Source organism: Sphingobacterium sp. MYb382 (assembly GCF_037572665.1).
Taxonomy (GTDB): Bacteria; Bacteroidota; Bacteroidia; order Sphingobacteriales; family Sphingobacteriaceae; genus Sphingobacterium.
In genome coordinates this window covers 351,374-366,417 of record NZ_JBBGZT010000024.1, presented here as the reverse complement: position 1 = coordinate 366,417, position 15,044 = coordinate 351,374, and the positions used below count along the sequence as shown (strand labels likewise).

Here is a 15,044-nt window from a genome sequence, read left to right as displayed (position 1 = left end):
AGGGAATTCTTTGTGCCTATTTTTTTTGAATTAGATGTTTCACAGCCGAATAATCAACACAACTTAATTTAATTTTTTGTCCTTTTCGGAGGATTTATTTACTAAACAACAAATATAATGAAACAAAAATTACTCAGTATTTTTCTGCTGTGTACGCTTCTAATCGGAGCTGCTTACGCGCAGAATCGTCAGGTGAGTGGAAAAGTGATTTCCGCAGCTGACGGGAAGCCTGTTAGTGGTGTTTCTGTTGCGGTGCTAGGAACTTCCTCAGCAACACAAACAGATGCGTACGGGAATTACACAGTTCCAGTAAATGGTGCTTCCACACTAGTTTTTACCTACATTGGGTATAATGCACAGCGTATTGCTGTTTTAGCTTCACAATCCACACTAAATGCTACATTGACAGTTGATGCGCATGATTTGGATGAGGTTGTTGTAGTTGCTTATGGTACTGCTAAAAAATCAAATTTCACTGGTTCTGTAGCGACTGTAAAGGCTGATGCAATTGAAAATCGTTCGATTTCTAGTATTACTAAAGCCCTTGACGGTGCGGCACCAGGTGTTGTTTCTACAATGGGAAGTGGTCAGCCCGGCGCAAATGCTTCAGTTCGTGTACGTGGTTTTGGTTCAATTAATGCATCAGCAGATCCATTATATGTCGTAGATGGTATTCCTTTTAATGGTGATTTAAACTCTATTAACCCAAATGATGTAGAGAGCCTAACGGTGTTAAAAGACGCTTCAGCATCTACTTTATATGGTTCGCGTGCTGCGAATGGTGTCGTCATGATTACGACGAAATCAGGAAGAAATTCCGATGGACGTATTGATGTGAACTTTAAAGCGAATGTCGGTGTTAACTCTCGTGCCATCAAGCGCTACGATGTAATGAATACGCAGGAGTATTTAGAGACTGCTTTTCAGGCTTATAAGAATGATGAAATCTACGCAAAAGGGACTGCTGCGGATAAAGCGGGGCAAAATGCTGTAGATCGTATGTTTGGTACGGTTGATCCGATTTTCGGTGTTAATGGTGAATACAACCCATACAATGTTACTCAGAAAGATTTGTTTGACATTGAAACTGGAAAAATCAATCCTAATGCACAATTGAAGTGGAATGACAATTGGTTGAATGAAGTAATGGCGAACAATCCTATTCGTCAAGAATACCAGTTCGATATGTCGGGTGGTTCAAGTAAGTATAAAGGGATGCTTTCTATGAATGCTTTGAAAGAAGATGGTTTATTGAAAACTACAAAATTTGATCGTTTTTCAGGACGTTTAAGTAATGAGTTTAAGCCTAAAGATTGGTTTAAAGCGACATTGTCGGCAAACTTTGCAAAAACAAACTCCAATTCATTAAATGCAACAGGAAGTGGCGCTGCCAATGTTTGGTATTCTGCAGAGCAAATGGCGCCTATCTATTCTATTTGGACGAGAGAGGCTAATGGGGATGTTGTTATCGGTTCAAATGGAAAACCGCAGTTTGACTATGGTAAAAATAGAGCTTCAGGTGCACAACAAAACTTTAACTCGATTGCTACTTTGTATGATGATAAATATTATAACAATATTGAAAACTTTGGCACACGTGGTGGCGTAGAGTTTAATACGCGTGATGAGAAATATGGTATCTGGCAAGGCTTCAGCTTCGCTGTTAACTTAGGTGCAGATTACCGTAATAATGCATATACATATTACTATAATCCTTTCTTTGGTAATGCTGCGGCAACAAATGGTCGTTTGAACAAAGAGTGGACAAAAACTTTTTCATACACTTTCAATCAATTATTGACTTGGTCACGTGATTTCAATAAACATAATGTTGATGTTTTATTGGGGCATGAGAGTTATGAATACAAATACAACTTGTTGAGCGCACAAAAAACAGGATTCCCATTAGGAGATCAGTATGAATTGGCACCAGGTTCGACTATCGCTTCGGCAAACTCATATGAGAATAAAGAAACACTAGAATCCTACTTCTCTAGATTGCAGTATAACTATGATAGTAAATATTTCTTATCCGGTAGTTTTCGTACAGATGGTTCTTCAAGATTTAAAAAAGGCAGTAGATGGGGGTCTTTCTGGTCTGTTGGTGGTGCTTGGAAAGCATCTGAAGAGGATTTCTTAAAGGATGTTTCTTGGTTAAACAGTTTGACAATTAAGTCTAGCTACGGTGGTCAAGGTAACAATGCTTTGATTGTTGATAACGTTCAGTCTTATTATGCATGGCAAGCTTTCTACGACTTAACTTGGCCAAATGCTGGTTATAGTGGTGGTGCTGTAACTTCTGTTGAAAATGCTAAAGTTACTTGGGAGAAAAATCAAAGTTTCAACGTTGGTTTTGATGGTCGCTTCTTAGCGAACAGATTAACTGTTGGTTTTGATTGGTTTAGTCGTAAAACTACAGATATGTTATTAAACCGTCCTATTGCTTTTTCTCTAGGCTTCGAAGGATTTAATGATAATATTGGAGATATGCGCAACTCGGGTTTTGACTTAAGCTTAGGGTATGACTTCATCAAAAGAAATGATTTAACCTGGAACGTAACTGTTATGGGATCTAAAGTGAAAAACAAGATTTTAAAATTAACAGATGAGGCTAAACAAATCGTCGGTGGTTCTACTATTAATAGAGAAGGGGAGGCGATTAACTCATTTTATATGACGCGTAGCGCAGGTGTTGATCCGACAAATGGAGATCAATTGTACTGGGTATATGATAGCAAAGATGATGAGTTTGACTTTAGTAAACACTACATTTCTAGAGATAAAAATAAAGCAGCAGCAAGTCGTGTGATGCAAGGAAACCGTATTCCTAAAATCTCTGGATCTTTAGCTACAAGCGTTAACTACAAAAATATTGATTTCTCTATCATGACGACCTATTCTATTGGTGGAAAAATATATGACTCTGTAGGTTATGGTTACTACAACCCAACATACATTGGTAATAACTATTCACGTGAGGTGTTGAGATCATGGCAAAAACCAGGTGATGTTAGTGATTTGCCAAGAATTCAAAAAGGTCAAACAAATACCCTTACTGATTTAGCTTTAGTTGATGCATCTTATTTCGCTATCAAAAATATTGCTGTAGGTTATACGTTCGATGTTAAAGCTGTTGGTTTGAAATCTGTACGTGTGTTTGCTCAGGGTGATAACTTAGCGGTTTTCTCTGCACGTCAAGGTTTGAATCCACAATATAATTTTACAGGAACGACAGATTACGTTTATTCACCGAATAAGACCATCTCTGCTGGTGTTAATTTGAAATTCTAATCCTTAAACAGAACAAAAGATGAAAAAAATATTATATGCATCTGCGTTAGCCTTGACTTTAGGGTTATCGTCATGTAGCAAAGACTTTTTAGAAACAAGTCCTACGGATAGAGTTGATGCTGGAACCTTGTTGACGACAGTTCAAGGTGCTCAAGTGGCAATGGATGGGGTGTACAGAATGTTGTATAGTTCGGGATGGACGACTGCAAATACATCTCAAAATTTTGGTATCATGTCTACGAAAGTTTATACTTCCTTGATGGGAGAAGATTTTTTGCAAGATGCACAAGGTAGCGGCTGGTTTTACTTCGATTATAAGTACGATGTGCGTAGCCGTTTTTCGAGTACCTCGTTTAGATCTTATGCGACTTGGAATTTTTATTACACCTTGATTAGTAATGCTAATTATATTTTAGGTGCTGAATCGACGATTACGGGCGATGCTAATGCTATCAAAAATGTAATGGCACAAGCTTATGCGATGCGTGCTTATGCTTATTTTCAATTAATCCAAGGTTTCCAACAAACGTATGTAGGTCATCAAACGTCACCAGGGGTCCCTGTTTATACAGAGCCTACACGTTCAACATCCAAAGGAAACCCAAGAGGTACAGTTGAAGATGTTTATACGCAGATCAATAAGGATTTAGATATTTCTATCAAATACTTTGAAGATGCTAAGATTGGACAGAGACATAAATCTAATATTGATGCTTATGTAGCAAGTGCTATTAAAGCAAATGTCGCATTAGTGCAGAATCAATGGGCCGTTGCCGAAACATATGCTACGAAAGCATTGGATAAGCCTGCGTCAGGTTTAATTAGTGGAGATGATTTATACAGTGGTTTCAATAACATCAAATTGAAAAACGTATTATGGGGAGCTGAAATTATTGCTGCACAATCTTCAATTTGGGCATCATTCTTCTCGCATATGGATGCTTCGGCAGGTCAATATGCAGAGTCTTCGCGCAAAGCAATTTACAGCTGGTTATACAACCAGATTCCTGCAACCGATGCACGTAAAAAATGGTGGCATGACGCTACAGATGGTGGTACTCCAGCTACTAAACCTTATAATCAAGTTAAGTTTAGATATTCCGATAAAGCGACAAGCTTAGGTGATTATGTTTTCTTGCGTGCAGAAGAAATGCAGTTAGTAAAAGCAGAGGCACAAGTGCAGCAGGAAAAATATGCAGAAGCAAAGGTTACAATTGGTGATTTGATGAAGTTGCGTAATCCAACGGGTTACGAGGCTATTTTAAATAACATGTCTGCTTCAAAAGCCTTAACCATGGGTTCTATTGGTACGCCAACAACATTGATGGATCAAATTATCTTACAGCGTCGTATTGAGTTGTGGGGAGAGTCAGAACGTATCTATGATATTTTGCGATTGAAAACAGGTTTTGATAGAAAAGCCGCTGGTTCAAACCATAGTTTTGCACCAACCTGGAACACTTTGGATCCAGCAAACAAAGAGATGATCTTGACAATTCCACAAAAAGAGTTTGATGGTAATACTAGTCTTGATGCAACAAAAGATCAAAACCCTATTTAAAAAATTAAACACGAACGATGAAAAATATTATATTAAATAGTCTTTTGGTAGCTAGTACAGTTTTTGGACTTTCTTCTTGTGATAAAGTCGATGGATCTTTGTACACACCGGAAGCAAATAAGGCAAGCTTCTTGGCCGCGTCGGGAAGTTTTTGGATGGCGAACGGCGTTGTTGAAGTGCCGGTAGATCGTCCAGATGCAAAAGGAGAATTTTCTTTTCCTGTAACCTTAACGTCCGCTGATAAAAATATTTTGGCGGTTTTTTCAGCGAATGATGAAGTCCTGTTTGCAGCAGGTGACTTGAAAACTACCGTTAAGGTAAAGTATACTGATGTAACTAAGGTTGCGTCGAATTCACTAGCTGTGGAACAAACAGGTGTTAATATTAAGGCTGGAATTTCCTATCCTTTTACGTTGACAATTGCTAAGCAATTTATTGCTCCTCGTGATATCCAGCGAATTAATGTAGCAGCGGCGAGTCCGCTTGAGTTTGAAGAAATTGGAACAGGGGAAATCGATTCTCGTGGCGGTTGGGGTGAGGATATTTTTCCTGTAAAAATTCAAAAAGCTAAAACAGCTGAAGTATATAAAGTGGTAAGTCCTCTTGGGGATTATAGCATTGCCTTCCTTGTTAGAGCTGATGGAACTACGATTACATTTCCTGATCAACTCCTTGTTAAGGATGCTAAAGAGGGTAATATTACGTTGAAAAGCGTAACGGGTAAGAAGGCTGGTAATGTAATTACTTTGTCTGGTACTTATGCCGCAGGTGCTACCTCTTTTGGTACAGGTAAAGAGATTATTAAGTTGCCGACAAAAGCGTCAGCTCAGTAGGTTTTACAGAACTTAACCTAACCTAGTAAAGCAGGTGTCTCAAAAGACACCTGCTTTTTTTATACTGAATTTTCAGTCTCTATTTTTTTAATCATGTTTTCAATTTTCGGTTAGGATAGGTTGCTAAGTAAATCAACGATTTTTGTTTTCTTTGCTTGCTATTAACAAAAAAATAACTTTATTACCGGTCGTACTAGGTAAGCCATTACTGATGTCCCGAACTGAATCTGCAGAAGAAAAATGGCAAAACAACATGCTCACAAGATGTGTCCAACTGTTGATCCCTTTGCAATGTTTGTCACTTTTGTGTTTAGCAACCAAATCTTTGAATAATTCCCGGTCGATAAGGGATAAAACCTGACTAAAAACGTTTAGGACGGAACTGATTAAATATCAAAAAAAAACTTTTTTCATATTAAGAGAATCTTTAAATAATTGCTCCCTAAAAATATATTTATAGGGAGCAATGTGTTAATGGAAGTTGTTAACAAGATCTGCAACAAATGTTTTAACTATAGTAGTTTTAGGTTTTCCATTATTAGGAACAACATTAAAAGAAATTCTTACAAAGACATCAGTATTTAACAATCGTTTTATGACAGGAAGATTTGTTCTTGTCCAAAAACCGAAATACACAGGACCAGTTAAAACGCTTTTATCAATTCCCATATATTCAATATCTCCGGAAATATCATCAATGTCAAACTGCGCAACATTTCTTGGGTCACTTATTACAATTTCTTGACGATAGTTTTGAATAGTTGCTCCCGTTGCAGAATTATTTATAATATCTGGATTTGTAACAAATTGAAACGATTGTTCATCAATATAATAATCAGCCAAATAATATTTCATCATCACATCTTCTGGAGGGTGTTGCATTGGCGGATTATTTATTACTACAACTTTAGGTTTTGCTGATAAATTAAATATTCCCAGGTTACCTGTATAATTAGGAGCACCTCCTGGAGCGGTAGAGAGGCCCTGCATTCCTGAAATAAATAAAGTTGTAGAAAAAAGCCCATTTGGAGCATGACTGATTGAACCATTCAACTTCATTTTTGTGTCCATAATCAGGTTCACTTTCTGTTCTGAAAAACCTCCACCGGTACCTCCAGTCACTAAGGAACTTAAAGCATTAAATATACTAGAGCCTCCTGTCTTTAAATTCTTATTTGAAGCTTCCTCAATACCCTCTTTCACTTTTTCAAGTTTTATAGGTCCATAATTCTTGGAAAAGAAATTGCCTAATACTTTTGACCCTGTAGCGAATATGCCTACTCCGCCTGTCCCCAAATTCATTGCACCTGAAACTACCTGTCCCATAAAATTAGTCGTTGGTTTAGGAGTTTGGATGGTACCATTTATCTCTCCCTTTTGTGTTCCATCTAAACTAATTTGATCGACACTTACTGAATACATATTCCAACGCAGTTGATTACTAGCATAATTTTTATTTTTTAGATTAGCATCATAAGCAAGTTGAAATTCTTCAGCGTACCAGGATCCACTTTGAAAAATTTTCTCTGGCTGAACTTTAGATATGGTAGCAGGATTACTGGAAAGATCTATTGCTTCCCCATTGTCAAAACTTAGTATAGATGATTTACTTTCGGTACCTTTGAGATCCAGTTGAAATGTTACTTGCGTTGTTTCTACACCTGATTTAGGTACAAAATAATAATATATCCGCATCGTTCCTCTATATCTATTATAAAGAACAAAATAAGGAGCATCTACTTTTATTATGGGGTTAAACGTATTAAAATACATTTCCCAACCATCCTCTGGTTTATAATCACTTAAATAATCATCCGGAAAAGAACGAGACGCACCCCCTGCCCATGGAACAGGTATAACTTCGTTTGGCCCATTGTTAAAAGAGGATATATTGTGCCAATTTAAACCAGAAGCGGGCGTACTCCCTTTAAGTGACAATTTCTTTAAACCTTCTTCCGACACATTGTTAAGTTCGACTTCTTTTTTACAAGAACTAAAACTCAATACAAGCACAGCAAGTGAAAAATAAATTGGTTTTTTCATAAATTTTTAAGGGTAACTAATTTGTTTAATATTCCTTTAAAAATAGAGAAATAAAGTTGTTAATGCAACTTATAGTTAAATTATTTGGAAACATTTAAAGCTTTGTACGAACTAAAATTTCTTAAATTGATTTACTATGTAAAAAAAAACTATAGGATAGGAAGTAGAATGTAAAAAATTAAACTATATAATATCAGTTGTGTCCTAAAAAAATTTAGGCGTGTGTTTCCATTCAAAAAAACAGCTATTTTTAGATTATTTCCATTTTGATCCTATTTTTTAGTCTGAAAACATTTGTAACTGGCCATTTTCCCCTTTAATTGGTTGCCTGATAAAACAACTTTTTATTTAGGTTTGAATTCATTGAATTCCAATGGTGTTTTCCCTGGTCAAAACGACAACTTCAACAAATACGGTGTGCGTTTTATTGGACAACAGAGTTTTCAAACAAATTTTCTGCTGAAATTTCTTTTAACTACAACCGTATTAATAGTAGTAATATTGATGGTGGTCAGGGTTCAGGCTCTGTATACAATAGTGTTTTACAAACACCTCGCGATATTGATATTAAGGGATTGAAAGATTTAAGTAATCCATATAATGCATATGGTTTTACAGATGCCAATGGTGCATGCACCTTGAACCCGTACTGGATTATGGAGAACTTCCGTAACTTAAATGACGTTAGTCGTTTAATGGGGAATTTTAATGTTACTTATAAGCCATTAGAGTGGGGAACTTTCCAAGAACGTTTAGATACGTATACAGATCGTCGTCGTACGCAAACACCTAACTATAAATTTGTTCCTACCGATAACACAACTAGAAATTAATATTATGCGCGATGATTAGTCTTTACAATGTCGCTTTGCTGCAAAATTTCGTTACGTTAGAAAGTAATTTCATTTTGTTATATTATTGATTATCCCTGTTTCCTCCTTAAAAATGCTCGAATTCCCCTCTCTTTTTATGTGTTTTTTAATTTTTGTACACTAATCAGAAGATGGAATTGGAGTAAGGAACTAGTTGTAAAATCAACTAGTTTTTGATTTTATTTTAAGTGTTTTGGTTTTTGTTTGTTGTTTTGTTAATGATGTTGTATTTGTTTTGTTAAAAAGACATTTCTTATATTAACTCAGTAGATTTTAATTTTTCTTGAAAAGTGATTTAAAACGTAAAAACGAACATTAATTTGTGAAAATGTTGTAGATGATAAATTAAATTATATATTTGTAAACGTTTAACAAATTTTAACACTAATCAGGTTTGTTATTCTACTACTGGTCTGTGCGTTACTTAACGTTATGAGAAAAAACTACTAACGCAGCTCAGACTATCAATACATATTAAACTAAACAACTAAACAAATGAAAAGAAAATTATTACTTCTTAATGCTTTGCTGTCGCATTGATTTTAAGTCCTGCTAGTTAGAAAATTTTATTGCTTGTTTTGATTTGCTTTATCCTGTCTTTGTTCCTAATTAAGAACGACGGGTACAAGGTGAAGGTGGAATATTAAACTCTTTTTTTCTGTAAAGAAATTCTTGAGGATTTTAGCTCGATTTTTATCGAGGGTGGAGCTTGTTGCATTTTATTTTCCTAGTATAATTTTTTGTTCACCGTTTGGAAACAAAATTGCTTTTAAAAATCTCCCTCATGGGAATATATTAACTAAACAACAAATCATATGAAACAAAAATTACTCAGTATTTTTCTGCTGTGTACGCTTCTAGTAGGAGCGGCCTATGCGCAGAATCGTCAGGTGAGTGGAAAAGTGACATCAGCGAGTGATGGGAAGCCTGTAAGTGGGGTTTCTGTTGCTGTAGCTGGAACAAACACCGCGACACAAACGGATGGTTCTGGAAATTATTCAATTTCTGCTGCAAATGGAACTACTTTAGTTTTTACTTACATTGGATTTAACAGCCAACGTATTAATGTTACTGGTTCTCAGTCGACATTTAATGTCTCTTTTGTACCTGCTGAATCGGCTATCGAAGAGGTCGTTGTAACGGGATATGGCGATGTAAAGAAATCTGATTTTGCGGGTGCAGTCGGTGTAATTTCTAATAAAGAAGTTGAAAACAGACCTGTTGCCAATGTAACTCAGAATCTTCAAGGACGTGTACCGGGCTTATTAGCAAACTCTGGAACAGGTCAACCTGGTCAAGGAGCAAACGTTACTATTCGTGGTATTAAATCTATTCAAGGAGCTTTTACGCAACCTTTATATGTTGTAGATGGTATTCCTGTTGCTGATAATGCTGTTGCAAGTTTAAACTCCAATGATTTTGAAAGTGTAACTGTATTGAAAGATGCAAGTGCTGCTGCTCTTTATGGAGCTAGAGGTGGTGCCGGTGTTATTGTCATTACTACAAAACAAGGTAAAAAAGGTACTTCTGATATCACTGTTCGTTCTCAAGTAGGTTTTACTGCTGCGCCGAATTTTGATCGTATGAATTTAATGAGTACCAATGAATTGCTTAACTTCGAAGAGACTGTTGGTCTTGCTTTAAATTTGAGTAATGCATCTTTGTCTAGTGCACCAGGCTGGTTCTATAGCCCTAAAAACCCTGTAAATGCTAATCTTTCACCTGAGAGACGCGCAGAGTATGCTAGAAAGTTAGATAGTACACGTAATATCAATACAGATGTGTCAAAGTTACTTTTCAGAAAAGGACTTTCGCAAAATCATGAGCTTAACTTAAGAGGTGGTGTTGATAATGTGAGGTACTATGCATCTGTAGGATACTATGATCAAAAAGGTTTGGATAAGACTTCTCAATTCAAAAGATATTCAAGTAGATTCAATTTAGATTATACTAAAGGAGCTTTTCAAGCTGTTTGGAATACAAACATGACGTATTCACAAACTAAAAGAGCAGTAGGTGATAGTTATGGAAATAGTGCTGTGAACCCATTTCAAATGTTGTTCCGTGCAAAACCTTATGATAATCCATACTTAGCTGATGGTAGACTTAATTTTGGTGCTGGTGGATCTAACTTAAACCTTAAAAGTTTAGCGAATGTTATTGAAACGATGGAAAATGTTAGATGGAATGAAAACCGTTGGAAAGTTAACACAGGTTTAAATTTATCTTACAAAATTACCGAAGATTTGACATTACGTAACATTTTAGGTGTTGATGCAGATAATAACTTGTATGAGTATTATATCAATCCAAATTCATACCGTGGTAATGCTGGTGCAAATTTTAACTCTGGTATGGCACGTGAAGCTAGTTTAGTAAATGCTCAACTTTTAAACACAACTAGTTTAACATACAATAAGACTTTTAATGATAAGCACACTTTAAATGCGGCCGGATATTTTGAAGGTTTACGTGTGTACAACAAAGGTATGGGTTTCTTATTGTATAACTTGAATAAGCTGTTGCCTTGGACAGGCCAAGGAGCTAGTGCGCTACCTACAGGTGGTGCTACAACTATGCCTCAGTATGGTACTAGTGCACGTTCAGGCTATGGTATCCGTTCTTATTTCTTTGATGCTCGTTATTCTTATGACGATAAATATTCTGTGAATGCTAACATTCGTCGTGATGGAACTTCTCGTATTGCTAACTTAGCTAATAGAGAGATTACAACATGGGCTGTTAGTGGTGTTTGGAATGCGATAAATGAATCTTTCATGAAAGAACAAACGTTGTTTGATGATTTGAAATTTAGAGGTTCTTATGGTATCACACCAAATATTGGTAGTATTATCATTAATAGTTATCCAGTAAATGGATTTAACGTTCCAAACTATTTATCAGCACAGCTTCCTGGTTTTTCTGAAGTTAGCTACGTAGGATCTACTGTACCAGGTTTGTACCCAACATCTCCGGGTAACCCTAATTTGAAAATTGAGCATGTACGTAAAGCCAATGTTGGTTTTGATGCTTCAATTCTTGATAAAAGAATAACCCTTTCGATGGATTTCTATCGTGAGATTACCAAAGATTTATTTGTTAGCCAACCATTATCTAGTACGACCGGATTTAATACCTTGGCTATAAATGCAGGTACAATGTCTAATAAAGGTATTGAAACTGTTTTACGTGGCGTTGTCTTGAGATCTCCAGATTATCAGTTGACTTTAGGCTGGCAACATGCTGTCAATGTAAATAACATTGATGATTTAGGTAGCGTTAGTGAATATCAAGCAGGTACTTTTATTATTCGTAAAGGTCTTCCATATGGTTCACACTATACGTATAACTACTTAGGAGCTGATCCAGGAACAGGACGCCCAATGTATTACGCACAAGATGGTAAAACTATCGTTTATACGCAATCAGAAGCGGGTAGATTTGCTGATTATGGAACTTATGTGCCTAAACATGTTGGTGGTTTTAATTTAGATTTCCGTTATAAGAGATTATCAGTTTCTACTTTGTTCTCCTACCAATTTGATGTCGTAAGAAGTAACAACACACGTAACTGGATTACTGATGGATCTTTGGGTTATATTTCACAAGTTAGACAGTCGCGTGATCTACTTGATAACCAATGGTTGAAAGCTGGTGATGAGAAATTTTATCAATCGCCTAGTGTTAGTAGAGGTTTCACCCATACAGATCTTGAAAATGCAAAGTTCTTACGTCTTAGAGAGTTAAATGTAGCGTATAATCTTCCTGCGATTAAAATGGGTGGAAAAACTGTTCTTAAAGGAGCAAACCTTTATATGAATGCGTATAACTTGTTAGTTTGGAGTCCTTGGTCTGGTCAAGATCCGGAGGATGATAATAATATCAGTTTGAACGAATACCCAAATCCAAGAATGTTTGTTTTCGGTATTGACTTTAAGTTTTAATTATGAAAAGTAGATTTTTAAATATATTGTTAGCGACATTTCTTGTGTCTGCTACTACGTCCTGTAATAATCTATTAAATATTACAGAGACAGATTTTCTAGGGGGTGATTTAGCTTTAGGAACTGTAAAAAATAATGAATCCTTATTGATGGGGGCATACAGCGCTTTGAGTGCTAGATCTCCGGGGCTTAGCTACGGTAATGGTGCGCATGAGATGGTTATTTTGAGTAACGGCGTATTCTCTGATGAGTTAAAAGTTGGTGATTTTTACAATGCACAAACTACACACGAGTGGTTGTTTTCTGCAGATGACGTAAGTCTTCGTGATAATTATAATGCATTTGCGAATTACTACCGTATTATTGATCGTGCGAATCGTGTATTAGCGGCTTTACCGAAAGCCGTTGGTGAAGGTGCTGCTGATGAGGCTTTACGTACTAGACTTCAAGGAGAAGCTTTATTTTTACGTGCATTCTCACATTTTGAATTGTTCCGCTTTTATTGTAAGAGTTATGACCCAGCAGGTTTAGGTTTAATTTACATGAAAGAACCATCATTAGACAATAGAGCTCGTGATTTAATGGGCCCATATTTTGAAAATATGGTTGCTGATATTGAGACTGCTAAAGGTCTTTTAGCAGACAATGTTAATGATGTGTATAGAGCGAATAAATTATCTGCAGTTGGCCTACGTGCTCGTGTTGCTTTGTATATGCGTGATTGGGATGCAGCAGCTAAGAATGCTACTGATTATATTAATGCCCTGCCATTAGCAACGCAAACACAGTTTCCTGCAATATGGAGTGATGCTGGTAAAACTGAAATTGCATTTAAAATAGCTAGAACAACTGCCACGCCTAGAATTGGAGCTATCTATCGTGGTCTATTTACCAAAGATGCGTCAGGAAATATAGTGCCACCAAATTCAATTCCATGGATACCTAGTGATAAACTATGGGATTCATTTGATCAAACAAATGATATTCGATTTAAAGAATATGTCCTTGATGAGCCTATTTTAAGAAATTATCCAGGAAAGCAATCTAGACTTGTTCACAAATATCATGGAACTGGGTATGCTACCACAAATGAGAATGTTAATGATCTTAAGGTTTTCAGAACTGGAGAAATGTATTTAATTCGTGCTGAAGCTCGTGCCGAGTTAGGACAAGTTACGGGAGCTAACAGTGGAGAAAGCGATTTGAATGATTTACGTAAAGCTAGAATTACAGGCTATGCAAATCAGACAATTTCTAGCAAAGAGACACTTGTTACTGCTGTTTTAAATGAACGCTTTAAAGAGTTAGCTTTTGAAGGTCACCGTTTCTGGGATTTGAAAAGAAGAGGTTTAGCAGTAGAACGTTTAGTTAATGATTCTCCGGCTACAGGAAGAACACTTCCTGCAAATGATTACCATTTCGTATTACCAATCCCGAATACAGAAATTGCTGGTAATAGTTTGCTTAAACAAAATGATGGTTATGCATCTATCAACTAGTATTTAAGTAGTTCTTATAAATACTTTAAAGGCTCACCATTTGGTGAGCCTTTTTTTATTGAGACATATACTTAGAAGCTGTTTTAAATGGATAGGTACTAGTTTAATAACATTGACGACAGCATACTAGTAAAATCTTTTTTTTCGTTTAAAGTCAAGGTTGTTGCAGTAGTAATCGTCTTCAATCCAAGTAAGTCTTCCTGTTAATGGCTATAGGTTTACTTTGTTTATTGTGAACTTTTTAATAACACAAAAAGATATAAATAACTAGGATATTTTTTTTAAATTTATAGTAACTAATAAACTAAAGTCATGAGAAACCTATTTTTTTTATTTTTATTTATAATGCTAGCAAGCAATGTTTATGCACAGCCACAGATAACTGAAACCACGATTATTAGGCAGGTTTATGTAAATAATTTGGATAAGAAAGAGGAAAATATAGCAGGTTCAAAATATTTTGATGACGCTTTCTCTTCTGCCAAAGTAAATGGAGGAACTGGAGATTTTGATATTCGCTATAATGCATTTTTAGATATTATGGAATACAAAAGTGAGAAAGGCCTTGTTGAATTACTTAAAGAAAATAACACATCCTTTAAGTTTTCAAATGGAGATGTTTATGAACTATTTAATTATTCCTTAAAAGGAACTCCTGTTTCTCGTTATCAGCAAGTATTAGTGGACACCAATGGTGTTAAAATTTCCTTATTTAAATCTATTAAATTTAATAAAGCACAACCAGCTGCTAGTAGTTATCAGACCGATGTGCCAGCGAACTATAAGGCTCTAAAGGATCAGCTTTTTATTACTTTTGGTGGTAATACGGTTCCTTTTGATGGTAAACAAAAGTCTTTAGAAGAGGTATTTCCTGCTAAGGCTGATGTTATTAAGAAATTCTATAAAGAACATAAAGTGAAAGATACAGATTTGACAAAGTTAACAGATTTGTTTGCCACCTTTTAAGCGCAGTTTTAGATCTAAAATAATCTGATAACTAG

At 35.9% G+C, this 15,044-nt stretch carries 9 protein-coding genes; 7 read left to right on the top strand and 2 right to left on the bottom strand.

What is annotated here, in order from left to right:
• Positions 1 to 117: 117 nt before the first annotated feature.
• Genes WH223_RS12280 through WH223_RS12270 form a run of 3 tightly spaced genes read left to right on the top strand, consistent with a single transcriptional unit; the run spans position 118 to position 5,685 of the window.
• Entirely contained in the window at positions 118 to 3,291 is a 3,174-nt protein-coding gene (locus WH223_RS12280) for a SusC/RagA family TonB-linked outer membrane protein (protein WP_340047987.1), read from the top strand.
• A gap of 19 nt (positions 3,292 to 3,310) precedes the next feature.
• On the top strand, positions 3,311 to 4,852 hold the full coding sequence (locus WH223_RS12275; protein WP_340047986.1) for a RagB/SusD family nutrient uptake outer membrane protein: 1,542 nt from the start codon (positions 3,311 to 3,313) through the stop codon (positions 4,850 to 4,852).
• A gap of 17 nt (positions 4,853 to 4,869) precedes the next feature.
• Positions 4,870 to 5,685, top strand: coding sequence for a hypothetical protein (locus WH223_RS12270; RefSeq protein ID WP_340047985.1), 816 nt, complete (start codon positions 4,870 to 4,872; stop codon positions 5,683 to 5,685).
• Between the two features lie 132 nt (positions 5,686 to 5,817).
• Here WH223_RS12270 and WH223_RS20115 read toward each other — a convergent pair whose 3' ends face one another.
• Positions 5,818 to 6,072, bottom strand: a complete 255-nt coding sequence (locus WH223_RS20115) for a DUF4372 domain-containing protein (protein WP_445265617.1) — start codon at positions 6,070 to 6,072, stop codon at positions 5,818 to 5,820.
• 84 nt (positions 6,073 to 6,156) lie between these two features.
• Positions 6,157 to 7,728, bottom strand: a complete 1,572-nt coding sequence (locus WH223_RS12265) for a hypothetical protein (RefSeq protein WP_340047984.1) — start codon at positions 7,726 to 7,728, stop codon at positions 6,157 to 6,159.
• Between the two features lie 575 nt (positions 7,729 to 8,303).
• On the opposite strand from WH223_RS12265, the gene WH223_RS12260 reads away from it, so the two are divergent.
• The 4 genes from WH223_RS12260 (at position 8,304) to WH223_RS12245 (ending at position 15,009) form a co-directional block, all read left to right on the top strand.
• Positions 8,304 to 8,561, top strand: a complete 258-nt coding sequence (locus tag WH223_RS12260) for a hypothetical protein (protein WP_340047983.1) — start codon at positions 8,304 to 8,306, stop codon at positions 8,559 to 8,561.
• 854 nt (positions 8,562 to 9,415) lie between these two features.
• Positions 9,416 to 12,544, top strand: a complete 3,129-nt coding sequence (locus WH223_RS12255) for a SusC/RagA family TonB-linked outer membrane protein (protein WP_340047982.1) — start codon at positions 9,416 to 9,418, stop codon at positions 12,542 to 12,544.
• Between the two features lie 2 nt (positions 12,545 to 12,546).
• Positions 12,547 to 14,043 carry a RagB/SusD family nutrient uptake outer membrane protein gene (locus tag WH223_RS12250; RefSeq protein WP_340047981.1) on the top strand — a complete coding sequence of 499 codons (1,497 nt, stop codon included), beginning with the start codon at positions 12,547 to 12,549 and terminating at the stop codon, positions 14,041 to 14,043.
• Positions 14,044 to 14,355: 312 nt separating this feature from the next.
• A complete protein-coding gene (locus tag WH223_RS12245; protein WP_340047980.1) occupies positions 14,356 to 15,009 on the top strand; it encodes a hypothetical protein in 654 nt (217 codons plus the stop codon).
• The last annotated feature ends 35 nt before the right edge of the window (positions 15,010 to 15,044 follow it).

Excerpts from the sequence above, each read along its gene's own strand:
- WH223_RS12280 (WP_340047987.1), top strand. The coding sequence starts at position 118 with ATGAAACAAAAATTACTCAGTATTTTTCTGCTGTGTACGCTTCTAATC.
- WH223_RS12275 (WP_340047986.1), top strand. The coding sequence starts at position 3,311 with ATGAAAAAAATATTATATGCATCTGCGTTAGCCTTGACTTTAGGGTTA.
- WH223_RS12270 (WP_340047985.1), top strand. The coding sequence starts at position 4,870 with ATGAAAAATATTATATTAAATAGTCTTTTGGTAGCTAGTACAGTTTTT.
- WH223_RS12265 (WP_340047984.1), bottom strand. The coding sequence starts at position 7,728 with ATGAAAAAACCAATTTATTTTTCACTTGCTGTGCTTGTATTGAGTTTT.
- WH223_RS12255 (WP_340047982.1), top strand. The coding sequence starts at position 9,416 with ATGAAACAAAAATTACTCAGTATTTTTCTGCTGTGTACGCTTCTAGTA.
- WH223_RS12250 (WP_340047981.1), top strand. The coding sequence starts at position 12,547 with ATGAAAAGTAGATTTTTAAATATATTGTTAGCGACATTTCTTGTGTCT.
- WH223_RS12245 (WP_340047980.1), top strand. The coding sequence starts at position 14,356 with ATGAGAAACCTATTTTTTTTATTTTTATTTATAATGCTAGCAAGCAAT.